The organism is Bradyrhizobium sp. 18BD, from assembly GCF_054185225.1.
The window spans coordinates 89138-115978 of sequence record NZ_JAVAYL010000027.1 but is presented as its reverse complement, the minus strand read 5'-3'; the positions used below and the strand labels follow the sequence as shown (position 1 = coordinate 115978).

Here is a 26841-nt window from a genome sequence, read left to right as displayed (position 1 = left end):
CCTCGCTATAATCACCCATGACTCGCCCTCCTTGCGTGAGGCTCTGCCCGGACCATCCGGGTAACCCTCGCAGTCGCATCGAGGGTGAGTCGCCCCGTTCCGCAAAGGGACATACGGTCTGAGGTGCTCGCGCAGCGAGCCTCGAAGGATGGACGGCCCCAGTGCTGCAGCCGGGCCGTCGCCCTTCGAGGGCCGCTGAAGAGCGGCCACCTCAGGGTGACGGTGATGCAGTGGTGCGCCAAATAGAGCCGAAAGCGCGGCCCCTCAATTACAGGGCTTGCTGTCCTTGACGTCGAACTTGCCCATCGCGCCGGAGATCACAAAATCGTTGTAATCGAGTACGAGCTGGCGCGAGACGCCGTTCTCGTAGAGCTCGAACGCCATCGCATAAACAGGCGTCTGCTCGCCTTCCTTCTGCTGGGCGTCGCGGTCGAAATAGCTGACGGTGACAGGCCAGCGCTTCAGCGACTTCATGTGCTCGTCCGTGGTCGACGGGTCTGACGAGGCGGCCCGCTCTGCGGGGATCGGCTGGCCGATCACGGTCAGCGTGTTGTAGACCTTCTGGCCGTCGTCGGAGCCGTCATAGACGGAGAGCTCGAGCAGCGACTTGCCGTCCTTGGCGGCGGCGATGATGCGCTGGATCTGCTCAGTCGGGAACACGACCTTGCCGTCGAGCGTAAAGCTCTTCGGCGCCGGCAGCTTCAGCTTGACGTTGATGTGGTCGCCGTCACGCTCGGCCGAGCCGTCGACCCGGCCGGCATCGGCCTCGTTCATCCGCGTCTCGATCTTGAAGCGGTAGCTCTTTCCCGCAGCATCCTCCCAGGAATTGGAGCGGAGATCGCTCAGCGTGATCTTGCCCTCGCCGCTGTCGAGCTCGGAGACCTGGCGGAATTCGGAGGTGTAGCCCTCGCAGGAGCTTCCGGTGAAATTGTAGAGGATGCGGCCCCGCGCGCTGTTGACCGAATTGGAGCGCGATTTGACCAGGCTGAGATCATAGAGCGCCTGGTGGGCGAGGAATGGACCGCTGGCCGCCTGCGCCATTTCGCCGGGGCCGAAAGCGGCCGCCGCGAGCGCCATCACACCGAGCGAAGTCCGGAAAAGGTGCACCATGTCTGGTCCTTGAGAAAAGCGCAGATTCGACAGTTTAATGACCGTTCCATTGCGTCGCAACTGAGGCTGTTTCACGTAAAGTTGCGGCCCGGGCTTTGAACCGCCTGCCCTTCCTCAACAAAATGCATCCCCCTTGGGTTGCTTGCATGTGGCGGCACGATGGGCGAAACAGGGCGCGCCCGGCCGCCAACGCCGGGGTAGATGATTTTTTGGACAACGAGGTCGAACATGGCGGGCACGGTCGAGCAGAAACTGGCGGAACAGGGCATCAAGCTGCATGAGGCCCCCACCCCCGTGGCCAACTACGTGCCGTTCGTGCGCACCGGTAACCTGCTGTTCGTCTCCGGCCAGGTCTGCTTCGACCCCGCCGGCAAGCTGATCGCCAAGGGCAAGCTGGGCGCCGGCGTCTCGATCGAGGACGGTGCCGCGGCCGCGCGCGGCTGCGCCGTCAATTTGCTGGCTCAGGTCAAGGCTGCCCTCGGCGACCTCGACAAGGTCGTGCGCGTGGTGCGCCTCGGCGGCTTCATCAACTCGGCGCCGGACTTCCTGGACGGGCCGAAGGTGCTGAACGGCGCCTCCGACCTGATGGTCGCCGCCTTCGGGGACAAGGGCCGCCATGCCCGCACCACCGTCGGCGTCGCCTCGCTGCCCGCCGATGCGGCGGTCGAGGTCGAAGGCGTGTTCGAGGTCGCCTGAGGCTGATGCGCGCTCCGGATTGGCTGACAGCCCGGCCGGTCGCTCATCGCGGCCTGCACGACATTTCCCGCGGCATCATTGAGAACATGCCGGGCGCGGTGCAGGCTGCCATCGCTGGCAACTTCTCGATCGAGGTGGACATTCAGCTCTCCGCCGACGGCGAGGCGATGATCCATCACGACCACGCGCTCGGCCGCCTTACCGAGGCGACCGGCGAAGTGGTCTCGAAGACCGCGGCGGAGCTGAGGGCCGTCAAGTTTAGGGATACCGACGAGCGGATGATGTCGCTGTCCGACCTCTGCGCCATGGTCGCCGGCCGCGTGCCGCTGGTGATCGAGGTGAAGAGCCATTTTGACGGCGACCGCAAGCTGGTGAAGCGGATGGCCGAGGTGCTGTCCTCCTACCAGGGCCCGGCCGTCGGCATGTCGTTCGATCCCGACCAGGTGCTGGCGCTGCGCGAGCTGTTGCCCAACCGCCCGCGCGGCATCGTCGCACAGCGGAGCTACGAGGACGAATACTGGGCCTACCTGACCCAGCAGCAGCGCGACAGCATGCTGTACCTGCGCCACGGCTTTCAGACCCAGCCGCATTTCGTCGCCTTCAAGGTCGACCACCTCCCGGCCCCCGCCCCCTGGATAGCCCGCAACATGTTCGGCTGCGCCCTGCTCGGCTGGACCGTCCGCACACCGGAGCAGCGGACCCGGGTCGGGCAATATGCGGACCAGATGATCTTTGAGGGGTTCGTGCCGTAGGGGCGCAGCCCGTCGGGCACAACAGCCCCTCAGTTCCCGCCCCTTGAAGTCGCTGCTGCAATGCACGATCTTGGGCCCGATGGCATCATCTGAAATCACGCTCGAGGCGGTCCCTTCCATTGGCGAAGTGTCGGCTGAGGATTGGGACGCCTGCGCCAACCCCGGCGGCCGGTGCAATGGGGCAGGCAACGGAACCTCATCCACCCTTCCAGGCGATTCCCTCGGCCTCTTAAAGCCCGCCTATAACCCGTTCGTCTCCCACGCCTTTCTCTCGGCCGTTGAGAAATCGGGTTCGGCGACGATCCGCACCGGCTGGGGCCCCCGGCATCTCGTGGCCAAGGTCGACGGCCGCGTCGCCGGTGTCGTGCCCTGCTATCTGAAATCGCACTCCCAGGGCGAATACGTCTTCGACCGCGGCTGGGCGGATGCCTATGAGCGCGCTGGCGGGCGGTACTATCCGAAGCTGCAGGTCTCGGTTCCCTTCACACCGGCCACCGGGCCGCGGCTGCTGGTCCGCGACGGTGTCGACCGCGAGCGCATCACCCAAGCGCTGGCGAGCGGGCTGGTGGCGCTGTGCGGCGTCAGCAAGGCCTCCTCGGTGCACGTCACTTTCGCCCGCGAGGCGGAGTGGAAACTGCTTGCGCAGCACGGCTTCCTGCAGCGCACCGACCAGCAGTTCCACTGGCGCAACGAGGGTTTTGCCAGCTTCGACGATTTCCTGGCGACGCTGAACTCGCGCCACCGCAAATCGATCAAGCGCGAGCGGCGCGATGCGCTTGCCGCGGGCATCACCATCCACTGGCTCACCGGCAAGGACATCACCGAGGATGCCTGGGACGCGTTCTTCATGTTCTACATGGAGACCGGCTCGCGCAAATGGGGCCGGCCGTATCTCACACGCGAGTTCTTCTCGCTGATCGGCGAGACCATGAGCGACGATGTGCTGCTGGTGATGGCCCGCCGCAACGACCGCTGGATCGCGGGCGCGATCAACTTCATCGGCTCCGATACGCTGTTCGGCCGCAACTGGGGCGCGGTCGAGCATCATCCGTTCCTGCATTTCGAGGTCTGCTACTACCAGGCGATCGATTTCGCCATCAAGCATGGCCTCACCCATGTCGAGGCCGGTGCGCAGGGCGAGCACAAGATCGCGCGCGGCTATCTGCCGCGCACGACCCATTCCGCTCACTTCATCGCCGATCCCGGCCTGCGCCGCGCCATCGACGATTACCTCAAGCGCGAGCGCGCCTATGTCGCCGAGGCCGGACGGGAGCTCGCCGAGCTCGGCCCGTTCCGGAAGGGTATCGACGAGGCGCCTTGACGGTACGCCGTCGCTGGTGACAGTAAGCGCGAAACTGAGTGCAAAGTTCTTGGGAGCCGCCGCCATGACCGCCTACGACACCAACAACATCTTCGCAAAGATCCTGCGCGGCGAGCTGCCCTGTCACAAGGTCTATGAGGACGAACATGTCTTCGCTTTCCTCGACATCATGCCGCGCGTGCCCGGCCACACGCTGGTGATCCCGAAGACCCCTGCCCGCAACATCCTCGACGTCGCGCCGGACGATTACGCCCACGTCGCCCGCGGCGCGAAGAAGATTGCGATCGCAGCGATGAAGGCGTTCAAGGCCGACGGCATCACCGTGCAGCAGTTCAACGAGCCCGCCGGCGGACAGGTGGTGTTCCATCTCCACATGCACGTGATGCCGCGCCATGACGGCATCGCGATGCTGCCGCCCGCGAGCCGCAAGGAAGACGTCAAGGTGCTCGAAGAGAACGCGACCAAGCTGATCGCGGCGCTGAAGGCGGGCTAGCTGCCTCCACATCGTCATTGCGAGCGGAGCGAAGCAATCCAGACTGCCGCCGCAGAGACCGTCTGGATTGCTTCGTCGCTTCGCTCCTCGCAATGACGGCCTGGGGAGAGACCTCATTCCGTCTGAAAATCCCCTGCTTGCGGTGCCGCCAATGGCGTGAACTCGCAACGATCCGGCTTGATGTCGATCAGCGGCGTGTTGTCGATGCAATCGAGCCCGCGCACCAGAATGGCATTTCCCTCGATACCGACCAGCTTCACGATCGACGTGCCGATCGGATTGGGCCGCACCGGCGAGCGCAGCGAAAACGTGCCGCGGGTCTTCTCGTTGTTCTTCGGGCTCTGCAGCACGATGTCCCGGCGCGACTTGTCGAGCCAGTAGAGCACTTCGAGATTGCTGTAGAAATCGACGCCTTTGATGGCCGGCACGAACGGCTCGAAGATCTCGAGGCGGCAGATCGGGCCGTCCTGACGCCCCTGTCGCGGCGTCTCCAGCCGCGAGGTCCAGGGCGTGCGGATGCGGCCGATGAAGACGAGGCCGGCGTCCTCCATCGAGGGCAGTTCGATGGCGACCTCGCCCTCGCGGAGCTCGTTTTCGCGAACCATAATTCCTGTTCCTTAGCTGTTCGCCGGTGGTTTTAGCCCAACCACCATTTGCCGGCCAGCATGAACAGTTCGCCGCTCACCACGCCGGCGAAAATCGAGCGGCGGGTCAGCAGAAAGACGACGAGGCCCGCGGCGACCGCGCCGTAGCGCAGGGCATCCGGCACGCTGGCGAGCGCGCCGGGCGGCTGGACCACGATCTGCGCGATAACGCCGGCGAGAATGGCGGTCGCGACCGCCCTCACCCAGACTAGGAGCTCGGAGCCCTCGTCGATGCCGCCGCCGAACCACAGGCCCAGCATGCGCCATATCTGGTTGGGAACAACGCCGGCGACGAACAGCACGACGAGCGCCTGCCAGTCACCGACGAGCTGCTCGTAGCTCATGCGCGCACCTCCCGCCACCAATGCACGCCGTAGGCGATCGTGCCGGCCACGAGGCCGCTGACGAGGATGTCGAGGCCGGAGTTCATCTTCGCGGCCAGCGGATAGAGCAGCACCCCGAGCGACAGCGCGACGACGTCGGCGATCTCGCGGCTGTTGCGCGCGGTCGAGAACAGGAATGACAGCGGCGTCAGCATCAGGATCGCCGCGCCCAGCGTCTGCGTCAGGTTGGCGGCGAGGAAATAGCCGACCGTGTTGGCGGTGAGGCACACCGAGACCAGGCCGAAGCCAAGTCCGTTGACGAAGGCGATGCGGCGCTCGCGCGGCACCTGCGGCAGGAAGCGATGGCACTCGACCCACAGCGTCACGGCGGTGAGGTGCGCCGCGAAGAACAACTCGCGTCGCTTGGTCGTCGGCGTGCGCATCAGCGGCAGCACCGAGACCACCATCGGAAACAGGCGGATCGCGCTGACGGTCACCGCGATCGCCGACTGGATGATGGTAGCGCCCGAACCGAGCGTCGTGATCAAAATGATCTGTGCCGGACCCGCCCAGACGAACAACGTCGAGCAGAGCGCCCAGAGCAGGCTGAAATGGGTGTCATGGGCGAGCGCGCCAATACCGAGATAGGTGGCGAACAGGACGAGCGTGAGGATCGTCTGCGTGATCGAGCGCAGCCCCCAGCCGAAGGCGCGCAAAGGACTTTGCCATTGAGGGGAATCGAGCGGAGGGAGCGCCACGGGGAGTTTTGGTCGGGGTTGCAGAATCGTGCCCGCATAACGGGCAATGCGGCGGTCCGCGTCAAGGAAGCGCGCGGCGGGGCTGGCATGCGCGGCGCTCGTTACCCGCTCACGCCCCGGTTCTTCAGCACGAAGCAGGCGCCGCCCGCCTTGCGGATGCGGTTGCAGAGATCGTCTGCCTCGGGCCGCGTGTCAGCGCCGATCCGCACTTGGTAGAATGTGTGCGACCCGCGGCTGCGCACGACCGAGCTCAGCAGGCTGGGATCGCGCTCGCCGATCACGGCGCTGAGGCGCGTGACGGCGCGCGAGTACATCGCCAGCGCCCTGTTGCGGTCGAAGCCGGCGGCGAGTTGAACGCCCCAGATTTTTGCGGCGGCGAGCTCGACATGCTGCTCCAGTTCGGCGACGAACGGGTTCGGCGCGCGCTTCAACAGCGCCATCAGGTCGCGGCAGCTCGTCGGTGGCGAGCTCGGCGGCCCCTTGCCGGTGCTGCCGGCCTTGGCCCATGCGTCGACTGAGGTGCCCGTGATGGCATAGACGTAGTTGCGAGTCTGCTCCGGCATCGGGCCGGTGCCCGCGAGCCATTCCTGCACGCGGCGCGGTCCAGCGTTATAGGCGGCTGCGGCGAGGCCGAGATTGCCGAACTGGTTGCGCAGCTCGTTCAAGAACTCGGCCGATTTCGGCAAGGCCTGAACCGGGTTGAAGGGATTGAGCAGCCCGCGCTCGCTCGCGGTGCCCGGCATGAACTGCGCGATCCCCTGCGCGTGCTCGCCGCTGCGCGTCATCGGACCGACGGCATCGGCCTGGAAGCGGCTTTCCTGCCAGATCACGCGGGCGAAGAACTCCAGCGGCAGATTGGCATCGCGCGCGGCGGCTTCCACGATCAGGCAGATCGATTCCCGCGTATCGCTCTCGCGCGCAGCGGCGGGCTTTGGCGGCGCCATCGCGAGCTCCTCGACGCTGGGGACGGCGACATTGGTCTTCGCGGGCGAACTGTCCCATGCCGCGGCCTCCGTCATAGCGACGAGCAACACCGCAACGAAGAGTGACGCAATTCGCGCCAGCACTGCCCAAGCAACGCTGTGGCGCAGGCCGGCGCGGCATGCGACAAGATGGTCTGCCATGTTGTGGCATCGTGCCATGGTTCGACGAGTTGCCAATCTATGCTGCCTGACCTGCTTCTCCCAATGCGTTTCCCCCTCAGAGGGATCCGCGCGCTCCTTGCCCTCGCCGCCCTCCTCCTGTCCGCCCTGCCTGCCATCGCGCAAGTCAACTGGCGGATGACCACGGAATATCCGCAAAGCAACATTTCCGGGATCGGCCTTTCCACTTTCGCCGATCGCGTCGCCGCGCGTACAAACGGTTTCGTGACCGTGGCCAATTCCTTCGACAACGAGCTCAAGGTCAACTCGGGCGAAATGCCGCGCGCGGCGCTGGACGGCCGGATCGCCGGCGGCGATGCCTTTGCCGGTGCATTGTCCGGCCTCGACCCCGTGCTCGGTCTCTCCACCCTGCCCTTTCTGGTCCAATCAGTCGACCTTGCCCGCGCCACCAATGCGCGGGCCCGCCCACTCTACGAGAAGGCGTTCGCCGCGCGCGGTCTCAAGCTGCTGTATCTGACGATCTGGCCGGCGACCGGTCTCTGGTCGGAGCAGGCGCTCGCGGGCGCCGACGATTTGCCAAAGCTGAACTTGCGGGCCTACGACGCCAATTCCAGCGCGGTGATGCGCGCGGCCGGCGCCAACGCGCAGTTCCTGCCGATGGACAAGGCGCTGGCCGGCCTGAAGGACCACCAACTGAACGCGTTCCTCACCTCCGGCGATGGCGGCGCGGGACGAAAGCTCTGGGACTTCCTGCCGCACTTCACCGCCATCAATTACGCAATGCCGGTGTCGATCGCCTTCGTCCGCAGCGAGGCGTTTGCCGCACTGCCCGAGCCGATGCAGCGCGAGGTGATGGCGGCGGCCGCCGAGACCGAGCAGAGCCAGTTCGCGCTGCTCGCCCATCGCACTGCCGAGAACTACGCACGCATGCGCGAGAACGGCGTCAACATCGCCGAGCCCGCGCCGCCATCCCTGATCGCGGCCCTGCGCAATGCCGCGACAAGCACGATCGCCGCCTGGGAGGCCCAGGCCGGCACCGATGCCGCAGGGATCGTCGCATGGGCCCGGCAGCAATGACGCCTTGGCTCTTGACTTGAGGGCCCAGCGAACTAGCAACAGGCGGAAACATCCAAGCCGGTTCCGCCCTGATGGCCACAATCTATTTCGATCTCGACGGCACGCTGACCAACCCGAAGCCCGGGATCACCCGCTCGATCCAGTACGCACTTGAGCGGCTGAGCCTTCCAGTGCCGAGCGAGGACGAGCTGACCTGGTGCATCGGCCCGCCGCTGCATGCCAGCCTGCAGAAGCTCACGGGCAGCGCGGAACTCGCGGACCGGGCGCTGCTGCTCTACCGCGAGCGCTTTAGCGACATCGGCCTGTTCGAGAACGAGGCCTATGCCGGCATCATCGACACCCTGACGACGGTTGCCGCGACCAACCAGCGGATGTTCGTGGCCACCAGCAAGCCCGCGGTCTACGCCACCCGCATCGTCGAGCACTTCGGCCTCAAACCGTATTTCGAGCGCGTGTTCGGCTCCGAGCTCGACGGTACCCGCGTCGACAAGCGCGACCTGCTGCGCTACGCGCTCGACGAGGCCAAGGTTGATCCCAAGAGCGCGATCATGATCGGCGATCGCAGCCATGACGTGGTCGGCGCAAGGACCAACGGCATGACCGCAATCGGCGTGCTCTACGGCTATGGCAGCGAGGCTGAGCTCAGGGACGCCGGCGCGCATCATATCTGCACCACGCATCCCGAGTTGCTCGGCCACTGTGTGGCCTAGGCGCTGACGGTCTCCACCGCCGCCAGCATCCCCGTTTTCGCGTGACAGTTCAGATATTCGAAGAACTGCTCGTCCGCGGCCGCCACGGTGACCTCGTGATAGAGCCGCAGTTTTGCTGTCGGCCCCAGCGTCGAGAGATATTTCATCGCCGCGCCAAATATCCGGACATGGGTCGGATGCGACTCCGCCCACCGCTCCAGCGCGGCGAGGCTCTTCCACCAGCTCTGGCCATAGGATTTCTCATTGACGCTGCCGTCGGCGGCGAGCACCTGCATGTAGCGGTTGGCGTAGCAGCCAATCGCAAGACCGTCGTCGCGCAGAAAATCCATGCCCTCGCGCAGCACCGGTTCGACGTCGTCGAGATAGAGCTTTCGCTCGGACGCCTCGGTATCGCTCCAGTCCTGCCCGGAGCGGATCAGGCAGAGATTGTCGTGCGCTTTCACGTGCAGCCGCGCGCCGTCGCGGATCAGCTCAGGCGCGCCGCCCGGCGACATCGGATCGGTCTGCGACAGCGGAATACGATCGCGCATGCCGCCCCAATAGGCGTGCTCCTGCACCTCGCCGCTCATGCCGTCGGCAATGACGGCGACACCCTCGGGCCGGTCTGACGATGAGAACAGCGTCTCGTGCCGCGCCACGGTGGGACGCAGCACTTCGATGAAGGTGCCGATGCCCTCGCGCGGTTTGCCGGTCCACGCCTCGCGCGCCAGGGCGAACCAGTCGTCGAAGCGCGCGACGTTGCTCCAATAGGCCACCGACACGATGTTCGCATGGCCGGACTGGTCGATATAATGCGCGCGGTCCCAATGTGAGGGACCACACTCGCCCGCGAACAGGCTGGCGATCTCGGCGAGCGCCTCCCGCGCCGCCGGCGGCGCCTCGCCACGATACTGCACGCCGAAATAGGCCATCACCACCCGGCTGACGGCCGGCTTGTAGCGCGCCACGAAGGACGGATATGGCGGCTGGTAGTCGTCCGGCACGCGCTTGTGGCGCGTGCGTGCGGTTTCGAGATGCACGGGAATTGCAGATTCCATGGCTGTGCCCTCCCTTGATTGCGGCGCTCAACTCGCCGCCGCGGCGATCTCCGTGGGTTCGACCGTGTCGACCGGCAGCGCGAACTGCTCGACGCGCTTGTAGGGCTTCTTGTTGAGCAGCAGCCGCGTCACGTCGGGCCGCGAATAGTGCCCTGCGGGGTCGGCGGCGTTCTTGGCGACCCCGATGGCGCCGAGGTCGATCTCGGCGATCAGAAGCCCTTCCTGGTCCGGCGCCAGCTTGTCGCCGATCTGGCTGCCGTCGGGGCCGTAGATCGCGGCAAAACCGCCGCCGGCATGCAGCAGCGCATGCTTGTCCGGCCGGTCGCACAGTTCCTCGATCATCGCCTGCGACACCGTCGCGCAAGGCGCGAGCACGAAACAGGAGCCCTCGACCGCATAGACGCGCGAGGCGGCGTTGTTCACCTCGGCACCAAGCGCCGGCGCGAACGGATCGTAGAGCGAGAAGCTCGGCCAGGCCGCGACGTGCACCTGCTCGTTCTGGGCGTACATCGCGTATTTCGACAGCGGCTGCAGATGCTCCCAGCAGCACAGCGCACCGAGACGGCCGATATCGGGGCGCGCATGCACCGCGAGATCGCTGCCGTCGCCCTCGCCATAGACGGTGCGCTCGGCATGGGTCGGCCGCAGCTTGCGGCGCTTTGCGATGGTCTCGCCATCGGGCCCGATCAGCCATTGCGCGAGGTAAAGACTGCCGCCATCGCGCTCGGAGAGGCCGATCACCACTGTGAGCTTTGCCTTGCACACGGCATCACGCAAGCGCTCGGCCTGCGGGCTTTCATAGGACAGCGAATTGTCGAAATAGCGCTGCACAAAGCCGCGGCCGATCGCCCAGGCCGGCGAGTCCATCCAGATGTGCCAGGGGTAGCCGGGGATGAACGCCTCCGGGAATGCGATCAGCCTGGCGCCCTTCTCGGCGGCCTCTTTGATCAGGGCGATCGACTTGTCGATCGAGGCGTCGAGATCGAGCCAGGCGGGCGCCGCCTGCACCACCGCCACCTTGTATTTCGGATGTTCGATGCCCATTGCCGCCTCCCTTGCCGGTTGATCGCAGACCGCGTCCGATGCAGTCTATTGGGCCAAGCTGGGCGGCCGCGCGCTCGACCACGGCGGAACGAAAACTCGACTGGAAGGAAGCGCCGCCCCGGTACGGAACTTGCCTGCGGTCAGGCTGGATCTGCGCCACCATGCGGTTTGCGGGATGTAAAAGGGAGGCTGTCCTGATGACAATCCAGTTCACGACAGACGGCAGCCCCGGTTACCGGCGGCTCGCTCTCTGGCAGGACATCGTCTGCGACGTGTTCGTCGGGCTTGACTGCAAGTCCGACCTCGGCAGCGCCTTTCGCGGCTCGGTCACGCAAGTCGCGCTCGGCAAGGCCGTCTGCTCAGAGGTCTGCTCCGACCGCCAGCATGTGTTCCGCACGCCCTCGCGCATCGCGCGCTCGGATCAGGATTTTGTCCTGGTCGCGCTCGGCAATCGCGGCGACGGCGGCGTCGTGCAGGACGGCCGCGAGACCGTGATCCATCCCGGCGAGTTCGCGCTCTACGACACCACGCGGCCTTACGAGCTGAAGTTCAAGGACAGTTTTACGCAGACCATCTTCAAGGTGCCTCGCGAGATGTTGCAACGCCGGCTCGGCGCCACCGAGACGCTGACCGCGATGTCATTCGGTGCTGACATGCCGCTCGAACGGCTCGCCTACGATTTCATCTTCCGCCTCTGCCAGAGCGCGGACAGGCTCGCTCCGGACCACGCCGCTGCCCTGTCGGAACAGGCCGTCGATCTGCTCGCGATGGCGCTGGGCGAACGACTCGGCAAGACCTCGCTGCCGTCCTCGACGCATCGCTCCGCCCTGCTCTACCGCCTGAAGGCGCACATCCGCGCGCACCTTGCCGATCCCGACCTGTCGCTGGCGGAGAGCGCCGCCGCGCTCGGCATCTCACCGCGCTATGTGAACGATCTCCTCGCCGACGAGAACATGTCGTTCCAGCGCCACGTCCTGGCCGAGCGTCTCGCGCAATGCCGGCGCGACCTCGCCTCGCCCGTGCTCGCCCACCGCCACATCAGCGAGATCGCGTTCGCCTGGGGCTTTAACGACCTCTCGCATTTCGGCCGAGTCTTCCGCGAACATTTCGGGATGTCGCCGCGCGACTTCCGGCAGAGCCAACTCAGGCACTGAGCAGCCATCTTCGCGAGCCTTCGCCCTGGACGAAGGCAGCGCTCGCCAATTCCAGATTGTCTTGTCATGCCTCCTGCCTCAGGCTGGCCCGAATGAGGACTCACGCGACGATAGGCGGATCGGAGCTTCTGCTGAGCGTGATCGCGATCCGGCTCGCGGTGCTCGTCGTGGTGGGCTGGGGTCTGACGCTTCTGCCGCGACAGGCTCACATCAGCGAGCCTGCCTGTGTTGCTTCATCAGTGATCATCGCCGAGCCACGACCACCGATGAAGATGGCCAGCGATCCCGCACTCGATGACATGCGCCTGCACGACTAGGGCGTTCCCGAGCAAGGCCGCCATGTGAGCGCGTGATAGGTCACGGCGCGCGCCTGCGCTAACCTCCGCGCCAAGAACCGCATGGGTCAATCAGCGGCCAGCCAAGGAGCAGATCGATGGAATACCGACGCTTGGGCCGATCCGGCCTGATGGTGCCTGTCTTGAGCCTGGGAACGGGCACGTTCGGCGGCGTCGGCCGCCTCGCGGCGTGGGGCACGACGGATGCGACCGAAGCACGGCGGCTTCTTGACATCTGTCTCGAGGCGGGCGTGTCGATGTTCGACACCGCCGACGTCTATTCACTCGGCGAGTCCGAGCGTGTGCTCAGCGAAGCCATCAAGGGCCGCCGCGACAAGGTGCTGGTCTCGACCAAGGCAACCTTCCGCTTCGGCGACGGTCCCAATGACATTGGCTCGTCACGGCAGCATTTGCTCGCGGCCATCGACGGTTCGTTGAGCCGGCTCGGCACCGATTACATCGACTTGTTCCAGCTCCACGGCTTCGATGCGTTCACGCCGCCCGAGGAGGTGCTCAACACCCTCGACGTGCTCGTGCGCGCCGGCAAGATCCGCTATGTCGGCGTCTCGAATTTTTCGGGCTGGCACCTGATGAAATCGCTCGCTGTCGCCGACAAGCACGGTTTTCCGCGCTACGTCGCCAACCAGACCTATTACTCGCTGATCGGGCGCGATTACGAGTGGGAGCTGATGCCGCTCGGTGTGGACCAGGGATTGGGTGCGGTGGTCTGGTCGCCGCTCGGATGGGGACGCCTGACCGGCAAGATCCGGCGCGGCCAGCCGAAGCCGGAAGTGAGCCGCCTGCCCAAGACCGCCGAGTTCGGTCCGCCCGTGCCCGACGAGCACGTCTATCGCGTGGTCGATGCGATCGACGAGATCGCGAAGGAGACCGGCAAGAGCGTCTCGCAGATCGCGCTCAACTGGCTGCTGCAGCGACCGACGGTCTCGACACTGATCATCGGCGCACGCAACGAGGCGCAACTGCGCGAAAATCTCGGCGCGGTCGGCTGGTCGCTGACCAAGGACCAGGTCGCGAAGCTCGATGCCGCCAGCAAGGTGACGCTGCCCTATCCCTACTGGCACCAGCGCGGCACCTTCTCCGACCGCAATCCGCCTGCGGTGTAGGGCGGCTGCGCCTAGCCTTGAGCTGCGTCAAGTCGGCTCGCATCGGCCGTGTCATCATGCGGTCATCGCGAGGCAGCCCGATGCGCCGATTTGCCATGAAGGCCCTGTTCACGGTGCTCAATCTCAACCGCACCGAGCGATCCCGGATCGATTGGGATCGCAGCGTGCTGATCGTCTCCACGGCGGTGACGGTCGGGCTCGTCGCGCTCTACATCTTCGGGAAATCGACGGCGCGCTGGTAACCGCGGTTACCGGAACTATCGCGATCCTGTCCTGTTGGCGCAATACTCCGCCAGCGGGCAGAGTTCGATTCGCCAACAAGACGCCGTTCACGATGTCGACAGTCACGCTCGAGCAGGCCGACGGCCTGCCGCTGCCGCAGCGCCGATGGGCCATTCTCACCATCGCACTCGGCATCACCATGTCCGTGATAGACGGCGCCATCGCCAATGTCGCGCTGCCGACGATCGCGGCCGACCTCAATGCGAGCCCGGCCTTCTCGATCTGGATCGTCAACGGCTACCGGCTCGCGATCACCATCTCGCTGCTGCCGCTCGCCTCGCTCGGCGAGATCGCGGGTTACCGGCGCGTCTATCTGGCCGGGCTTGCGCTGTTCACCCTCGCCTCCGCGTTCTGCGCCCTCGCGCACTCGCTGCCGATGCTGACGATTGCGCGCATCATCCAGGGCTTTGGCGCGGCCGGCATCATGAGCGTCAACACCGCGCTGGTGCGCTTCACCTATCCGCATACATTGCTCGGGCGCGGCATCGCGCGCAACGCGCTGGTCGTAGCGGTGTCCGCCGCGATCGGGCCGACGCTGGCTTCGGGAATCCTGGCGGTGGGGAGCTGGCCCTGGCTGTTCGCGATCAACGTACCGATCGGTGCGGTCGCGGTTGTGTTCGGCGCGCGGTGCCTGCCGCACACGCGCCTGGCTGAGCATTCGTTCGACTGGCAGAGCGCAGGCCTCAGCGCCGTCACGTTCGGCGTCGGCATCTTCGCGGTCGACAGCGTCGGCCACGGCGAGCCGCTCCTCACCTGCCTGATCGAATTCACCGTCGCCGTGGTCGCAGGCGCTGCCCTGATCTGGCGCGAGACGCATATGGCCGCGCCGCTGCTGCCGGTCGATCTCCTGCGCATCCCGATCTTTGCACTGTCGATCGCGACCTCGATCGCTTCGTTCTGCGCCCAGATGCTCGCCTTCGTCGCGATCCCGTTCTACCTGCAAAGTCGGTTCGGCTATTCGGCCGTGCATATGGGGCTGCTGATCACGCCCTGGCCGATTACCGTGGCGTTCGCCGCGCCGCTCGCCGGGCGGCTGGTTGAGCTCTACCCGGCCGGCCTGCTCGGGGGCATAGGCCTCTTGCTGTTCGCAGGCGGGCTCGCCTCGCTCGCCATGCTCCCCGCCGCGCCCGGCGCCTTCGACGTCGCCTGGCGCATGGCGCTGGCCGGCTTCGGTTTCGGCCTGTTCCAGACGCCGAACAACCGCACCATGATCGCCGCTGCCCCGCGCGAGCGCACCGGCGGCGCCAGCGGCATGCTCGGCACGGCCCGGCTGCTCGGCCAGACCGCCGGCGCCGCGCTGGTCGCGCTGTTCCTCGGCCGATATCCGCAGGAGGGAACCAGGATCGCGCTGCTCGCCGCCGTCGGCTTCGCCCTGTGCGGCGCACTGCTCAGCATGTTGCGTTCGTCGCCCACCGGCGCGCGCGGCGCCGAGCATGTGCGGGTGCAGGACGGGCAGCGGATGAAGGGAGATTGACGCTTCGCACGGTGACAATCCGAAGTTTTACGATGCCACGCAAGTATTGCGCACGCGCCCTGGTTGCGCTTGATTGCAGCCAAGGCTGGGGGATACTTTGTTAATTATATTAAGATTGTGGCGCTTTGCGCCGTGGCTGCGGCTGTGAGTGCATGTGCGGGCCGCGCGCCGGCTCCGGTTTCTGTGGTGCAGCCTCAGGACCGTTACATGGACTGCGCAGCTATCACCATCGAAGTCCAAACCAACAATGCCAAGGTCCAACAGTTAGCTTCCGACAAGGGCCTAAAGGTGGCTCAGAATGTCGCCGCGGGAGTTGCCGGTTTGGTCATCCCGGTTCTTTGGTTTGGCATGGACTTCCAGGGAACAGCAGACACCGAGATACAAGCGCTTCAGGCCCGTCAGCAGTACTTGGGCGCGCTCGCGGAGCAGCGCCGTTGTGGTGACAACACTGGAGAGCCAAATAAGGTGGTTGCCGAGAGCCCGAAAAAGCCCAAGGCGAAGCCAAAGGCGACGCCGCCTGCAACGGCTGCGGCCGCACCGCCGCCTACGGAGGAGCAGTAAGAGCGATTACCGACCGGCTTCGCTACCGCCTTCGGAGGTCATCACGCCAAGCAAACAAAAAGGCCGGCTCTTCAGCCGGCCTTTTCGATTCATGATGCGCCGATCAAGCCTTGACCAGCGGGCCCTTCGAGGTCGGCCCCTTGGAGCCGCCGGGGCCGCCCGGCTTGTTGGGCTTGCCCGGCGGGCGCTTGCGGGTGCCGGGCAGCTTTTCCTGCTTCGGCGTGACCGGACCCTCGACGAACTCGAAGCCGATCTTTTCCTTGGTCTCGTCGGCTTCGTCCTTGACCAGGACGACGCGGACGTGGCCACCACCCTTGAGCTTGCCGAACAGCACTTCGTCAGCCAGTGGCTTCTTGATGTGCTCCTGGATGACGCGAGCCATCGGACGCGCACCCATCTGCTCGTCATAGCCGTGCTGAACCAGCCAGGTCTTGGCGGGCTCCGACAGCTCGATGGTGACGTCGCGGTCGCCGAGCTGCGCCTCGAGCTGAAGCACGAACTTCTCGACCACGGTGCCGATCACCTCGACGCTGAGATGGCCGAACGAGACGATGGCATCGAGACGGTTGCGGAATTCCGGCGCGAACTGCCGGTTGATCGCCTCGTGGTCGTCGCCTTCCCGCTTGGACCGCGTGAAGCCGAATGCCTGCTTGGCGAGATCGGAAGCACCCGCGTTCGTGGTCATGATCAGGATCACGTTGCGGAAGTTGACCTGCTTGCCGTTGTGGTCGGTGAGCCGGCCGTGGTCCATGATCTGGAGCAGCACGTTGTAGAGGTCGGGATGCGCCTTCTCGATTTCGTCGAGCAGCACCACGCAATGCGGATGCTGGTCGACGCCGTCGGTGAGCAGGCCGCCCTGGTCGAAGCCGACATAGCCGGGAGGCGCGCCGATCAGGCGCGACACGGTGTGGCGCTCCATGTATTCGGACATGTCGAAGCGTAGCAGCTCGACGCCGAGCGACGCCGCCAGCTGCTTCGCAACCTCGGTCTTGCCGACGCCGGTGGGACCTGAGAACAGATAGCAGCCGATCGGCTTCTCGGGCTCGCGCAGGCCCGCACGAGCAAGCTTGATCGAAGCGGCAAGCGACTCGATCGCCTTGTCCTGGCCGAACACGGTGCGCTTCAGGGTCTGCTCGAGATGCTTGAGCACCTCGGCATCGTCCTTCGACACGCTCTTTGGCGGGATCCGCGCCATCGAGGCGATCGTGGTCTCGATCTCCTTGATGCCGATCGTCTTCTTGCGCTTGTTCTCGGCGACCAGCATCTGCGCCGCACCGGACTCGTCGATCACGTCGATCGCCTTGTCGGGCAGCTTGCGGTCGTGGATGTAGCGCGAGGAGAGCTGCACCGCAGCCTCGATCGCCTCATTGGTGTACTTCAGGCGGTGGTAGTCCTCGAAGTACGGCTTGAGACCCTTGAGGATCGCGATCGCGTCCTCGACGGTCGGCTCGTTGATGTCGATCTTCTGAAAGCGCCGCACCAGCGCGCGGTCCTTCTCGAAGTGCTGACGGTATTCCTTGTAGGTCGTCGAGCCCATGCAGCGGATCGTGCCGGAGGCCAGCGCAGGCTTGAGCAGATTCGAGGCATCCATCGCCCCGCCCGACGTCGCACCGGCACCGATCACGGTGTGGATCTCGTCGATGAACAGGATGGCGTTGGGATGGGCTTCGAGCTCCTTGAGCACCTGCTTGAGGCGCTCCTCGAAGTCACCGCGATAGCGCGTGCCGGCGAGCAGCGTGCCCATGTCCAGCGAGAACACGGTCGCGGCCGCCAGAACTTCCGGCACCTCGCTGTCGACGATGCGCTTGGCAAGCCCCTCCGCGATCGCGGTCTTGCCGACGCCGGCCTCGCCCACGAACAGCGGATTATTCTTCTGGCGGCGGCACAGCACCTGGATCGCGCGGTTGATCTCGGAATTGCGTCCGATCACCGGATCGATCTTGCCGTCGCGCGCCTTCTTGTTGAGGTTGACGCAATAGGTCTCGAGCGCTTCGCCCTTCTTCTTGGCGTCCTCGTTACCCTTGGCTTCAGTCTCCTCGTCGACGCCGCGAACGGGGCGCGCCTCGGAGACGCCCGGCCGCTTGGCGATGCCGTGGCTGATGTAGTTGACGGCGTCATAGCGCGTCATGTCCTGCTCCTGCAGGAAGTACGCAGCATGGCTCTCGCGCTCGGCGAAGATCGCGATCAACACGTTGGCGCCGGTCACCTCTTCGCGACCTGACGACTGCACGTGGATCACCGCGCGCTGGATCACGCGCTGGAAACCGGCGGTCGGCTTGGCGTCATCGGCGCCATCCGTCACCAGATTTTCGAATTCGGTCTCAAGATAATTGACGAGGCTCGTGCGGAGCTTGTCGAGATCGACGCTGCAGGCACGCATCACGGCGGCTGCATCGGAATCGTCGATCAAGGAGAGCAAAAGATGCTCGAGCGTCGCGTATTGGTGATGACGCTCGTTTGCGATCGCCAGTGCACGATGCAGGGATTGTTCAAGGCTTTGGGAAAAAGTCGGCATTCGCGTCCTCTATGGCCCCCACCATCATGATCGCCATCGCCCGGTCAGGCAACAACAACCTTTGTCACATATAGTTATACAAGATCGCGGCGAAAGACCGGTTCCGCGACGCGAGGGGCATTACGCGCCCAGGGCATATTCGATGCAAAACCCGTTCCGATTTGGGCAAAACTACCCATTTGGGCAGGATTGACGCCGGCGCTGATTTTCGCCGGATCATGCCGCGGCATGCGCTGACATCACACACCGGACGAACAGAACCAATCCTAGAGAACTCTGGATTCGAACGCGTGGTTATTTCTTTTCCATCACGCATTGCAGCGGATGCTGGTGCTTGCGGGCGAAGTCCATCACCTGTGTCACCTTGGTCTCGGCGATCTCGTAGGTAAACACGCCGCACTCGCCGATACCGTGATGGTGGACGTGCAGCATGATCTTGGTCGCCGCCTCGACGTCCTTCTGGAAGAACTTCTCCAGCACGTGGACGACGAACTCCATCGGCGTGTAGTCGTCGTTCAGGATCAGCACGCGGTACAGGTTCGGCCGCTTGGTCTTCGGCTTGACCTTGGTGATGACGGAGGTATTCGGCCCCGTCGGGCTGCCGGAACGGTTCTCGTCATTGCTCATCCGGGGAGCGGACACGGCGGCCGTGGACAGTTCGGATATGGAAGTCAGTTGCGGCATGGCTCAGGCGTTCAAATTCCCCATGGAAGCGGATAACGGTCCGCCGCGCGGCCCGTTGCTCTGGAGCCTCACACAGGCGCGCCGCCTTGTTGGATCGCCGCTTCCAACCGGTCCGGTCGAAGCCGGATCGCTCGTCAGCAATATGGGCCTGCCCCCGGCCCGCCGCAAGCGTGAAGGCCTGGCCGACGCGGCCCACGGCGGTCCCGATTCCCGGTCCCCGCGATCCCGTCCAAGGTTAATCAATCCGGACCGATTTGACAAAAATTTCCGTCCCGAATGTTTAGAACGTGTTGACCAGGAACCTGACGTCAAGGTGACCGCTGCGGGTTATCTCCGGATTTCTACGGCCTGATTTACTCGCCGTTGAAGGGTATGGCGCGAAATCGGACAAAACCACAGATTTCGGGGATCGTCATGCTTCGCCTGCCCGTTGTGAGCCGCATCGGTCGAAACCTCGCCCGCTTTACCGCGGCCGAACAAGGCAATATCGCCGTGATCTTCGCCATCGCGCTGGTCCCGGTGCTGGGCTTCGTCGGCGCTGCGATCGACTACAGCCGCGCCGTCCAGGCACGCTCCTCGCTGCAGGTCGCACTCGATTCGGCGGCCCTGATGGTCTCCAAGGACCTGACCAACGGCACCATCACCGAAGCTGACATCGAGGCCAAGACGAAATCCTATTTCAGCGGCCTGTACACCGGCAAATCCGGTACGGTGGATCCCTCCACCATCCACGCCACCTACACCCCCAAGGACTCCAACGGCATCTCGAACATCGTCGTCACCGGGTCCGGCAGCATGACGACCGATTTCATGAGGATCGCCGGCTATCCGACGCTTGGGTTCAGCACGAGCTCGACCGCGGCCTGGGGTAACACCCGCATGCGCGTGGCGATGATCCTGGATAACACGGGATCGATGGGCCAGAACGGCAAGATGAGCGCCATGCAAACCGCGGCCAAGGACATGATCGACACGCTGTCCAGCTACAACAAGCAGACCGGCGACGTTTACATCTCGATCATTCCCTTCGCGAAGGACGTCAATGTCGGCACCACCAATGGCACCAGCAATCTCAGCGCGTCGTGGCTGAACTGGACCGAGTGGGAGGGCGAGCCGCCGATCCTCGTCAACAACAAGTCCAGCGCCTTCAACTCGGCAATCGGCGGATCGGACTGCCCGTTCACGAACGGCAATCAGGGCTTCACCTGCATGGACCGGCCGGCGACGTTGAGCGGCGCAAGGAGCGCCGGCACGATCCCGTCGTCCGGCACCTATGCCGGCTACATCTGCCCGAGCATCGACAGCGGCAACAAGCGCGCGGGCAAGACCGGCATCTATTACAACGGTTGCTACACCACCGTGACCGGCTCAAGCGCAAGCTGCGGATCGAACACGGCCTGCACCTGCACCGGCAGCGGCTCGAGCAAGATCTGCCACCTCTGGCGCGGCGACGGCACCGCGGCAACGGCGGCGGCGGCCCCCGCACGCAGCACCTGGACCGGCTGCGTCAACGATCGCGATCAGGACTACGACACCAAGAACACCGCACCGGGCTCGAGCTCGGCAAGCCCCTCCTCGCAATTCTATGCAGAGCAGTGGTCCGGCTGCCTTCCGGCCACGGTGTTTCCGATGAGCAATCAATGGCAGACGCTCAAGGACCAGATCACGGCGATGTCGCCGAGCGGCAATACCAACCAGTCCGTCGGCCTCGCGTGGGGATGGCAATCCCTGAGCACGACCAACGGGCCGATCGCCGCGCCGGCCAAGGCCAGCAACTACGTCTACAAGGATTACATCGTGCTGCTGTCCGACGGCTTGAATACGCAGAACCGCTGGAGCACATCGCAGTCCAGCATCGATGACCGCCAGGAGATCCTCTGCCGGAACATCAAGGGCGACACGACGAACCCGGTCACGATCTTCACGATCCAGGTCAACATCAGCAACAGGGATGCAAAGTCCCAGGTGCTGCAGGATTGTGCGACCGACGGCAATTTCCAGATGATCACGAGCTCGTCACAGACATCGGACGCGTTCAAGAACATCCTCACGCAGATCTCGAAGCTGCGCGTCGCGAAATAATCCGCCCTGCTCCCGCACAAACGAAAAAGCCCGGCTCGATGAGCCGGGCTTTTTGCTTCCAGGATGTCCGGGAAAATTTAGTGGGCGGCCGGGGTGAACTTCGACACGATGGTCTCGACCGGCTTGAACGCCGTCTTGGCGAGGTCGCTGTAGAGGCCGGCAATCTTCTGCGATTCCGCAACGAAGGTCTCGTAGGCGGAACGCGCGAAGTCGGTCTGCGCTTCCATGGCCTTGTCCAGCGACTTCACGCCGGAAAGCTTCTCGACGAAGGACTTGGTGTCTTCGAACGACTTCTTGGTGTAGTCGCCATACGCGCTGGCGATCGCCTGGAGGCCGTGCTGCACCGAGGTCGCGGAAGCAACGCACTGCTCGAACTGCTCTTTCCCGTAGTTCTGAAAGTCTTCAACCTTGAACATTTCGGAATCCTTTTCCCTGGCTCTCGTCCGGAAGCCCCGGCTCCCTGACTCCGCCCAAAAATAGTGCAACGCACAAAATATGTCAAGAATCCTTGTGCGTCGCACAAAATTAGTTACAAGTCGCGGAAATTCCCGGGCTTTCCCGCAATGGTTCCTTAAGCTTTTGGAAACCGCGGACCCCTACCCTGATTCCCTGGACGTGTTCAGCTTCCGCAAGCGGTCGAAAGCCGTTTGAGAACATCACCTTAGCCAGAACAGCGGCTCAGGCCCAACGTCCCCCGCAGCGAACACCAGCGGAGGGACAGCTTGAGCAGGTAATGATCCCGGGTCCATTGGGCACAATTTCGCCCCACGAGCCGGTGATCAAGTCAGAAACGGGGACGGGGTTCCATGCTTCGTAAAAACTTGTCTTCCTCGCGCTTGGCGCGGGTTGGCGTTTTCGGGCTTCTTACGGTCACCACAGCAGTCATCTTCACCACTGATGCTGCCGAGGCGCGGCGCCATCGGCGCCATTACGCGCACCACCGGGTGCAGCGCGACGTCTCCGAGAGCTCCAGCCCGAAGTTCGCGTCGATCATCGTCGACGGCAATTCCGGCACGGTGCTTCAGTCGAACAGCCCGGACGGGATCCGCCACCCCGCCTCGCTCACCAAGATCATGACGCTCTATCTGCTGTTCGAGCGCCTCGAGTCCGGCAAGATGAAGCTCGACACCGAGATGCCGGTGTCCCAGCACGCCGCCGATCAGGATCCGACCAAGCTGAACCTGCGTGCCGGCCAGACCATTCGCGTCGAGGACGCGATCAAGGGTCTCGTCACCCGCTCCGCCAACGACGCCGCCGTGGTCATCGCCGAAGCGATTGCCGGCGACGAGGACGACTTCGCCACGATGATGACGCGCAAGGCGCGCTCGCTCGGCATGTCCAAGACGGTTTATCGCAACGCAAACGGCCTTCCCAACGACGAGCAGGTCACCACCGCGCGCGACCAGGCCACGCTCGGCCGCGCCATCCAGGAGCGCTTCCCGCGCTACTACCGCTATTTCGCGACCTCGACCTTCAACTGGCGCGGCCAGTCGATCCGCAACCACAATCACCTGCTCGGCAGCGTCGAGGGCGTGGACGGCATCAAGACCGGCTACACCCGCGCCTCCGGTTTCAACCTCGTGACCTCGATGCGCCGCGGCAACCGTCACCTGATCGGCGTCGTGCTCGGCGGCCGCAGCGGCGGCTCGCGCGATGCCATCATGCGCAACCTGCTCGCGGAGAACCTCGAGAAGGGCGCGACCACCCATACCGTCGCCGCTGTCACCGAGCGCAACGGCTCTGACGCCGCTGCCGAGGTTGCGGACGCGTCGGATACCCCGGCCCGCACCGCTCCGCAGGTCCAGGCCGCGGCCGCCCCTGCTGCGGAATCGGCCCCGTCGCGCCTCGCTGCGCGCCTGCAGACGCTTGCGGCCGCGACGGCCGCCGTGCCGCCGGCTCCGCCCAAGCCCGAGGCCAAGCCCGAAGTTCGGCCGACGGAATCCAAGATCGACCCTGCGCCGCTCACCAACGGCGTCATCTCGAGCCAGCCGCTCGCGATCATCCCCGGCTCGTCCGAGCCGATGAAGCCGGTCCGGGTCAAGACCGTTCAGGTCAAGGCCGGCGCCGTGAAGGTCGCCTCCGCCGCCCCGGCTCAGGTCGCACCGCAAGTCACGAGCACGGTTGCCGCCCGCTCCGACGTTGCGGAGACCTCCGGCGCCGTCGTCGCCCGTGCCGATCTCATCAACAAGCCCGAGATGGTGAGCCAGCCGGAAGCCCCGAAGGCCGACGCCCGCGCCGAGATGCCGAAGCAGCCCGCCGGCTTCGGCACCGGTAACGGCATCCTCGGCGTGCTGCCGGCCGCAACCGCCGCCGCGCCCGCCCCGGCTCCGAAGCTTGCGTCCGCCGATCCGGCGCCGCAGCCGATCCAGATGAGCGCCACCACCAAGCCGGCCGTCACCCACAGCGGCTGGATCGTCCAGGTCGGTGCGCTCGAGAGCGAGAACGAAGCCCAGCAGCGCATCGACGCGGCGCGCAGCTCGGCCCGCGGCCTGCTCAGCAAGGCCGACCCGTTCACCGAGCCGGTCGTCGCCAAGGACAATCGCAAGCTCTACCGCGCCCGTTTCGCCGGGCTCGAGCGCGACCAGGCCGAAGCCGTCTGCCGCGCCCTGAAGCGCGCCGACATCTCCTGCATCACGGTCCGCAACTGATCCACCGGATCGTTCCGAACAAAATGCCCGCGCCTTGCGCGGGCATTTTTGTTTTGGGGACGCAGGTCGCGCAGTTCCGCGACAACCTCTCGTCAACAATTTACGGTTAAATTTTTACTCAAGAGATCGACCACGCCGGCAATGGCGGGCATCGGGGCGACGGCAGACAGAGCAAACGGAGCTGACGCGGGATTGGCGTTTGTAGCGTGGTGCCGGAGTTAGCCGTTATGCGTACGAAGCAGAGTATCCTTGGCCTCGTTCACACGGGCAGCGAGATACGTCGAGCCCCCCTGGTCGGGATGGAGTTTCTTCATCAGGGACTTGTGCGCCCGGCTGATGTCGTCGCGCCCCGCTCCCGGCTGCAAGCCAAGGATCTGATAGGCTTCCTCCGCCGTCATTTTACCGCTCGCCGCCGTGCGGCGCTGCCCCCCTGCCGCATCGCCCTGCGTGTTCTGACGCCAGGCGGGAAACCGGCGGTCCAGATAGCTTTCAAGTAAGGCCACGCTCTCGGCATCGAACGCCGGAGCCATCGCCAGCAGGCCAGCGAGATCGAATTCGTCGAGATCGCGCCCGGCGTAAGGCCCGGCGACGATCTGGCCCCCGAGCCGGCCGGAATCGTGGTCGAGCCGCATGTCGAGGAATTGCGAGCGCACGCGCGAGGCCTGCCCCGAGGCAGGCGCTGCGCCGCCACCGAACAGCCCGCCGATATTACCAAGGCCCGCGTTCGCCAGCGGCGTCCAGCCGAGCAGCCCGGCTCCCATGATCCCAAGCGGGATCGCCACCGCCAGCTCGCCCCGCAGGCCCGTGAAGGCCGCAACCGCCAGCGCCAACACGCCGCCGCCGAACTTGATGGTGCGCGCCAGCACCGCCGGATTGGCCGAGCGGAACATCTGGAGCAGCAGATAAAGCGTGATGATGGCGACGGCGCCGGCGATCAGGGTCATGGCCGGAATATAGGCGCCCTCTTGTCAAAAAGCATGGCGTCCTTTCCGGACACCCCGATTGACGGGTGACACGAGACTTACGTTTGCCGATAAGCGCCTGACCGATCATTCCGGCACGCACTGCCGTAACGAAAGCCGCTTCAGCACCGTAAGACTGTGGGTCGGACTCGGGGGAGATCATGAGCAACGGATTCAAGCCGCCGATCGTGCCGGCCGCCTTCTTCGGCATCGTGCTTGGGCTCGCAGGTCTTGGCAACGCCTGGCGTGCCGCACATCAGGTCTGGCATCTGCCGGCGATCATCGGCGAGGCCGTGCTCGCGCTCGCTGCGATTGTCTGGGCCTTGCTGCTCGTCCTCTTCGTTCTGCGCTGGATCTTCGCGCGCGCGGAGTCGCTCGGCGAAGCCCACCATCCCGTGCAGTGCTGCTTCATCGGCCTCGCCGGCGTCTCCAGCATGCTGATCGCGATCGCCGCGGAGCTCTATTCGCATCTCGCCGCCATCGTCCTGTTCGGCCTCGGCGGAGCGTTCACGCTGGGCTTCGCGCTGTGGCGCACGGGTCTGTTGTGGCGCGGCAACCGCGATCACACCGCGACGACGCCGGTCTTGTATCTGCCTACGGTTGCCGGCGGCTTCGTCACTGGTGCGGTCTCCGCCGCACTCGGCTATCCCGATTGGGGGCAACTCGCCTTCGGCGTCGCGCTGTTTTCCTGGCTCGCGATCGAATCCGTGCTGCTGCACCGACTCTACACCGCCGCGACGCTTCCGGTCGCGCTGCGGCCGACGCTCGGCATCCAGCTCGCCCCGCCCGCGGTCGGTGCGGTCGCCTATCTCGCGATCAATGGCGGCGTGCCCGATATGGTCGCGCATATCCTGGTCGGCTACGCCCTGATGATGGCGCTGCTGCTGCTGCGCTTGCTGCCGTGGATCATGGAACAGCCGTTCTCGGTGTCCTATTGGGGTTTTACCTTCGGCGCCACCGCGCTTGCGATCGCGCCGATCCGTTTGGCCGGACATGGCGACACTCGCGCGATCGCGCAGCTCGCGCCGTGGCTGTTTGCCGCCGCCAACATCGTGGTCGGATTGATCGCGCTCGGTACGCTGCGCCTGATCCTGCAAGGACGCCTGCTGCCGGTTGCAGCGCCATCGCCAACGCAAGCTGCGCCGGCCTGACCTCCTACTTCATCTGGCCGATCAGCTTCGCCGCCCCGCTCGCACTTCTCGCCAGTTTCAACAGCGCCTCGCGGCCGCCGGCAGCGTAGGCCGCGGCTGCCCGCAACAATTCGCGCAGCTGCGCCGCCGCACCGGGATCGAACCGGCACCAGGCTCCGCCGGTCAGACGCGCGATCTCGCGAAAGGCCTTTTCGGCGACGGGGTCGTCGCCCTCCTGAAACAGGAACACCGGCACCTTGAGCATGCCGAGCTCACCAGCCTTGGCGCACAGCTCGTCGACCTTCTCCTCCATGGCGTCGCCGACGAAGACGACGGCCCGCACACCGGAGGCGACCGCCTCGCGCCGCGCCTCGTTGAGCACCCTGCCGATCTGGGTGTCTCCGCCGCGGCAATCGATCTTGCTCATCAGCGTCGCGAGCCTGGCGCTGTCGGAGATCCACCCCGTGGCGCGGCACTCGTTGTGGCCGCGATAGTAGACGAGCCGGATGTCGAGACTGCCGAGCGCCGCGGTCTCGCGGAACATGTCGGCCTGGAGCGCGCAGGCCATGTCCCAGGTTGGCTGCCGGCTCATCGTCGCATCCAGCGCGAAGATCAGCCGGCCCTTGGCACCGGGCGCATGCGGCGACAGCGCGCGCGCTTTCGCAACGAAGGCGGCGATGTCTTCCGAGGTCGACGTCCTGGCTTGCGGCAGCGTGCCGTCTGCTTGCGCCGAGACGGCATCGCCACCACGCGGCTTGATGGGTTCGCCCGACATCCGGTGCTCTTGACCTTGCGTGTGCGGCTAATGTGGTCAGCGCGCGG

At 65.2% G+C, this 26841-nt stretch carries 28 protein-coding genes; 16 read left to right on the top strand and 12 right to left on the bottom strand.

The window, feature by feature from the left end:
- Positions 1–264: 264 nt before the first annotated feature.
- Positions 265–1110 (bottom strand): cell envelope integrity EipB family protein, encoded by an 846-nt coding sequence (locus RAD16_RS35885; protein ID WP_458162584.1) that lies wholly within the window; start codon positions 1108–1110, stop codon positions 265–267.
- A gap of 228 nt (positions 1111–1338) precedes the next feature.
- Between RAD16_RS35885 and RAD16_RS35880 the strand changes: the two genes are divergently transcribed.
- The 4 genes from RAD16_RS35880 (at position 1339) to RAD16_RS35865 (ending at position 4372) form a co-directional block, all read left to right on the top strand.
- Complete coding sequence (locus RAD16_RS35880; protein ID WP_014494672.1) at positions 1339–1806, top strand: RidA family protein; 468 nt, start codon at positions 1339–1341, stop codon at positions 1804–1806.
- A gap of 5 nt (positions 1807–1811) precedes the next feature.
- Positions 1812–2558, top strand: coding sequence for a glycerophosphodiester phosphodiesterase (locus RAD16_RS35875; protein WP_458162583.1), 747 nt, complete (start codon positions 1812–1814; stop codon positions 2556–2558).
- Positions 2559–2637: 79 nt separating this feature from the next.
- Positions 2638–3879 carry a GNAT family N-acetyltransferase gene (locus RAD16_RS35870; protein WP_458162582.1) on the top strand — a complete coding sequence of 414 codons (1242 nt, stop codon included), beginning with the start codon at positions 2638–2640 and terminating at the stop codon, positions 3877–3879.
- Positions 3880–3943: 64 nt separating this feature from the next.
- A complete protein-coding gene (locus RAD16_RS35865) occupies positions 3944–4372 on the top strand; it encodes an HIT family protein (protein WP_458162581.1) in 429 nt (142 codons plus the stop codon).
- Positions 4373–4485: 113 nt separating this feature from the next.
- Here the strand turns inward: RAD16_RS35865 and tsaA are convergent, their stop codons facing one another.
- The 4 genes from tsaA to RAD16_RS35845 form a co-directional block, all read right to left on the bottom strand.
- Complete coding sequence (tsaA, locus tag RAD16_RS35860; RefSeq protein WP_458162580.1) at positions 4486–4977, bottom strand: tRNA (N6-threonylcarbamoyladenosine(37)-N6)-methyltransferase TrmO; 492 nt, start codon at positions 4975–4977, stop codon at positions 4486–4488.
- A 32-nt stretch (positions 4978–5009) separates the two neighbouring features.
- Entirely contained in the window at positions 5010–5360 is a 351-nt protein-coding gene (locus RAD16_RS35855) for an AzlD domain-containing protein (RefSeq protein ID WP_458162578.1), read from the bottom strand.
- Positions 5357–6097 carry an AzlC family ABC transporter permease gene (locus RAD16_RS35850; RefSeq protein WP_458162577.1) on the bottom strand — a complete coding sequence of 247 codons (741 nt, stop codon included), beginning with the start codon at positions 6095–6097 and terminating at the stop codon, positions 5357–5359. Before RAD16_RS35850 ends, RAD16_RS35855 begins: the two co-directional genes overlap by 4 nt.
- Positions 6098–6198: 101 nt before the next feature.
- Positions 6199–7221, bottom strand: a complete 1023-nt coding sequence (locus RAD16_RS35845) for a lytic transglycosylase domain-containing protein (RefSeq protein WP_458162576.1) — start codon at positions 7219–7221, stop codon at positions 6199–6201.
- 39 nt (positions 7222–7260) lie between these two features.
- On the opposite strand from RAD16_RS35845, the gene RAD16_RS35840 reads away from it, so the two are divergent.
- Both RAD16_RS35840 and RAD16_RS35835 read left to right on the top strand, forming a co-directional pair.
- Positions 7261–8277: a TRAP transporter substrate-binding protein gene (locus tag RAD16_RS35840; RefSeq protein ID WP_458162575.1), complete on the top strand. Its 1017-nt coding sequence runs from the start codon at positions 7261–7263 to the stop codon at positions 8275–8277.
- Positions 8278–8348: 71 nt separating this feature from the next.
- Positions 8349–8987 (top strand): HAD family hydrolase, encoded by a 639-nt coding sequence (locus RAD16_RS35835; protein ID WP_458162574.1) that lies wholly within the window; start codon positions 8349–8351, stop codon positions 8985–8987.
- Here the strand turns inward: RAD16_RS35835 and RAD16_RS35830 are convergent.
- Complete coding sequence (locus RAD16_RS35830; RefSeq protein ID WP_458162573.1) at positions 8984–10024, bottom strand: phenylacetaldoxime dehydratase family protein; 1041 nt, start codon at positions 10022–10024, stop codon at positions 8984–8986. The genes RAD16_RS35835 and RAD16_RS35830 overlap by 4 nt on opposite strands.
- A gap of 27 nt (positions 10025–10051) precedes the next feature.
- The gene (locus tag RAD16_RS35825; RefSeq protein ID WP_458162572.1) at positions 10052–11068 is read right to left on the bottom strand and encodes a carbon-nitrogen hydrolase family protein; all 1017 of its coding nucleotides are present in this window, start codon (positions 11066–11068) and stop codon (positions 10052–10054) included.
- A 197-nt stretch (positions 11069–11265) separates the two neighbouring features.
- On the opposite strand from RAD16_RS35825, the gene RAD16_RS35820 reads away from it, so the two are divergent.
- The 6 genes from RAD16_RS35820 (at position 11266) to RAD16_RS35795 (ending at position 15998) form a co-directional block, all read left to right on the top strand.
- Positions 11266–12222, top strand: a complete 957-nt coding sequence (locus RAD16_RS35820) for an AraC-like ligand-binding domain-containing protein (RefSeq protein WP_458162571.1) — start codon at positions 11266–11268, stop codon at positions 12220–12222.
- A gap of 92 nt (positions 12223–12314) precedes the next feature.
- Positions 12315–12539: a hypothetical protein gene (locus RAD16_RS35815; RefSeq protein ID WP_458162570.1), complete on the top strand. Its 225-nt coding sequence runs from the start codon at positions 12315–12317 to the stop codon at positions 12537–12539.
- Between the two features lie 116 nt (positions 12540–12655).
- Positions 12656–13681, top strand: coding sequence for an aldo/keto reductase (locus RAD16_RS35810; RefSeq protein ID WP_458162569.1), 1026 nt, complete (start codon positions 12656–12658; stop codon positions 13679–13681).
- Between the two features lie 80 nt (positions 13682–13761).
- Positions 13762–13923 carry a hypothetical protein gene (locus RAD16_RS35805; protein ID WP_458162568.1) on the top strand — a complete coding sequence of 54 codons (162 nt, stop codon included), beginning with the start codon at positions 13762–13764 and terminating at the stop codon, positions 13921–13923.
- Positions 13924–14015: 92 nt separating this feature from the next.
- Entirely contained in the window at positions 14016–15437 is a 1422-nt protein-coding gene (locus RAD16_RS35800) for an MFS transporter (protein ID WP_458162567.1), read from the top strand.
- 207 nt (positions 15438–15644) lie between these two features.
- On the top strand, positions 15645–15998 hold the full coding sequence (locus RAD16_RS35795) for a hypothetical protein (protein WP_458162566.1): 354 nt from the start codon (positions 15645–15647) through the stop codon (positions 15996–15998).
- Positions 15999–16101: 103 nt separating this feature from the next.
- Here the strand turns inward: RAD16_RS35795 and clpA are convergent, their stop codons facing one another.
- Together clpA and clpS are read right to left on the bottom strand one after the other, a co-directional pair.
- Positions 16102–18513: an ATP-dependent Clp protease ATP-binding subunit ClpA gene (gene clpA, locus RAD16_RS35790; RefSeq protein ID WP_326899855.1), complete on the bottom strand. Its 2412-nt coding sequence runs from the start codon at positions 18511–18513 to the stop codon at positions 16102–16104.
- Positions 18514–18807: 294 nt separating this feature from the next.
- Positions 18808–19140 (bottom strand): ATP-dependent Clp protease adapter ClpS, encoded by a 333-nt coding sequence (clpS, locus tag RAD16_RS35785; protein ID WP_027548135.1) that lies wholly within the window; start codon positions 19138–19140, stop codon positions 18808–18810.
- 22 nt (positions 19141–19162) lie between these two features.
- On the opposite strand from clpS, the gene RAD16_RS35780 reads away from it, so the two are divergent.
- Together RAD16_RS35780 and RAD16_RS35775 are read left to right on the top strand one after the other, a co-directional pair.
- On the top strand, positions 19163–19549 hold the full coding sequence (locus RAD16_RS35780; RefSeq protein WP_458162565.1) for a hypothetical protein: 387 nt from the start codon (positions 19163–19165) through the stop codon (positions 19547–19549).
- A gap of 62 nt (positions 19550–19611) precedes the next feature.
- Positions 19612–21279: a pilus assembly protein TadG-related protein gene (locus RAD16_RS35775; RefSeq protein WP_458162564.1), complete on the top strand. Its 1668-nt coding sequence runs from the start codon at positions 19612–19614 to the stop codon at positions 21277–21279.
- A 77-nt stretch (positions 21280–21356) separates the two neighbouring features.
- Here RAD16_RS35775 and RAD16_RS35770 read toward each other — a convergent pair whose 3' ends face one another.
- Positions 21357–21695 (bottom strand): phasin family protein, encoded by a 339-nt coding sequence (locus tag RAD16_RS35770; RefSeq protein WP_326899853.1) that lies wholly within the window; start codon positions 21693–21695, stop codon positions 21357–21359.
- A 390-nt stretch (positions 21696–22085) separates the two neighbouring features.
- Between RAD16_RS35770 and RAD16_RS35765 the strand changes: the two genes are divergently transcribed.
- Positions 22086–23927, top strand: coding sequence for a serine hydrolase (locus tag RAD16_RS35765; RefSeq protein ID WP_458162563.1), 1842 nt, complete (start codon positions 22086–22088; stop codon positions 23925–23927).
- Between the two features lie 218 nt (positions 23928–24145).
- On the opposite strand, the gene RAD16_RS35760 is transcribed toward RAD16_RS35765, so the two are convergent.
- Positions 24146–24871 carry a DnaJ domain-containing protein gene (locus RAD16_RS35760; protein WP_458162562.1) on the bottom strand — a complete coding sequence of 242 codons (726 nt, stop codon included), beginning with the start codon at positions 24869–24871 and terminating at the stop codon, positions 24146–24148.
- A gap of 179 nt (positions 24872–25050) precedes the next feature.
- Between RAD16_RS35760 and tehA the strand changes: the two genes are divergently transcribed.
- Positions 25051–26040 (top strand): dicarboxylate transporter/tellurite-resistance protein TehA, encoded by a 990-nt coding sequence (tehA, locus tag RAD16_RS35755; protein ID WP_458162561.1) that lies wholly within the window; start codon positions 25051–25053, stop codon positions 26038–26040.
- 4 nt (positions 26041–26044) lie between these two features.
- Here tehA and RAD16_RS35750 read toward each other — a convergent pair whose 3' ends face one another.
- Positions 26045–26794, bottom strand: a complete 750-nt coding sequence (locus RAD16_RS35750) for a VWA domain-containing protein (RefSeq protein WP_458162560.1) — start codon at positions 26792–26794, stop codon at positions 26045–26047.
- Positions 26795–26841: the final 47 nt, after the last annotated feature.

Bases quoted from the DNA above. Each gene is read 5' to 3' on its own strand.
- RAD16_RS35885 (WP_458162584.1), bottom strand. From the start codon at position 1,110: ATGGTGCACCTTTTCCGGACTTCGCTCGGTGTGATGGCGCTCGCGGCG.
- RAD16_RS35880 (WP_014494672.1), top strand. From the start codon at position 1,339: ATGGCGGGCACGGTCGAGCAGAAACTGGCGGAACAGGGCATCAAGCTG.
- RAD16_RS35875 (WP_458162583.1), top strand. From the start codon at position 1,812: ATGCGCGCTCCGGATTGGCTGACAGCCCGGCCGGTCGCTCATCGCGGC.
- RAD16_RS35870 (WP_458162582.1), top strand. From the start codon at position 2,638: ATGGCATCATCTGAAATCACGCTCGAGGCGGTCCCTTCCATTGGCGAA.
- RAD16_RS35865 (WP_458162581.1), top strand. From the start codon at position 3,944: ATGACCGCCTACGACACCAACAACATCTTCGCAAAGATCCTGCGCGGC.
- tsaA (WP_458162580.1), bottom strand. From the start codon at position 4,977: ATGGTTCGCGAAAACGAGCTCCGCGAGGGCGAGGTCGCCATCGAACTG.
- RAD16_RS35855 (WP_458162578.1), bottom strand. From the start codon at position 5,360: ATGAGCTACGAGCAGCTCGTCGGTGACTGGCAGGCGCTCGTCGTGCTG.
- RAD16_RS35845 (WP_458162576.1), bottom strand. From the start codon at position 7,221: ATGGCAGACCATCTTGTCGCATGCCGCGCCGGCCTGCGCCACAGCGTT.
- RAD16_RS35840 (WP_458162575.1), top strand. From the start codon at position 7,261: ATGCTGCCTGACCTGCTTCTCCCAATGCGTTTCCCCCTCAGAGGGATC.
- RAD16_RS35835 (WP_458162574.1), top strand. From the start codon at position 8,349: ATGGCCACAATCTATTTCGATCTCGACGGCACGCTGACCAACCCGAAG.
- RAD16_RS35830 (WP_458162573.1), bottom strand. From the start codon at position 10,024: ATGGAATCTGCAATTCCCGTGCATCTCGAAACCGCACGCACGCGCCAC.
- RAD16_RS35825 (WP_458162572.1), bottom strand. From the start codon at position 11,068: ATGGGCATCGAACATCCGAAATACAAGGTGGCGGTGGTGCAGGCGGCG.
- RAD16_RS35820 (WP_458162571.1), top strand. From the start codon at position 11,266: ATGACAATCCAGTTCACGACAGACGGCAGCCCCGGTTACCGGCGGCTC.
- RAD16_RS35815 (WP_458162570.1), top strand. From the start codon at position 12,315: ATGAGGACTCACGCGACGATAGGCGGATCGGAGCTTCTGCTGAGCGTG.
- RAD16_RS35810 (WP_458162569.1), top strand. From the start codon at position 12,656: ATGGAATACCGACGCTTGGGCCGATCCGGCCTGATGGTGCCTGTCTTG.
- RAD16_RS35805 (WP_458162568.1), top strand. From the start codon at position 13,762: ATGCGCCGATTTGCCATGAAGGCCCTGTTCACGGTGCTCAATCTCAAC.
- RAD16_RS35800 (WP_458162567.1), top strand. From the start codon at position 14,016: ATGTCGACAGTCACGCTCGAGCAGGCCGACGGCCTGCCGCTGCCGCAG.
- RAD16_RS35795 (WP_458162566.1), top strand. From the start codon at position 15,645: ATGGACTGCGCAGCTATCACCATCGAAGTCCAAACCAACAATGCCAAG.
- clpA (WP_326899855.1), bottom strand. From the start codon at position 18,513: ATGCCGACTTTTTCCCAAAGCCTTGAACAATCCCTGCATCGTGCACTG.
- clpS (WP_027548135.1), bottom strand. From the start codon at position 19,140: ATGAGCAATGACGAGAACCGTTCCGGCAGCCCGACGGGGCCGAATACC.
- RAD16_RS35775 (WP_458162564.1), top strand. From the start codon at position 19,612: ATGCTTCGCCTGCCCGTTGTGAGCCGCATCGGTCGAAACCTCGCCCGC.
- RAD16_RS35770 (WP_326899853.1), bottom strand. From the start codon at position 21,695: ATGTTCAAGGTTGAAGACTTTCAGAACTACGGGAAAGAGCAGTTCGAG.
- RAD16_RS35765 (WP_458162563.1), top strand. From the start codon at position 22,086: ATGCTTCGTAAAAACTTGTCTTCCTCGCGCTTGGCGCGGGTTGGCGTT.
- RAD16_RS35760 (WP_458162562.1), bottom strand. From the start codon at position 24,871: ATGACCCTGATCGCCGGCGCCGTCGCCATCATCACGCTTTATCTGCTG.
- tehA (WP_458162561.1), top strand. From the start codon at position 25,051: ATGAGCAACGGATTCAAGCCGCCGATCGTGCCGGCCGCCTTCTTCGGC.
- RAD16_RS35750 (WP_458162560.1), bottom strand. From the start codon at position 26,794: ATGTCGGGCGAACCCATCAAGCCGCGTGGTGGCGATGCCGTCTCGGCG.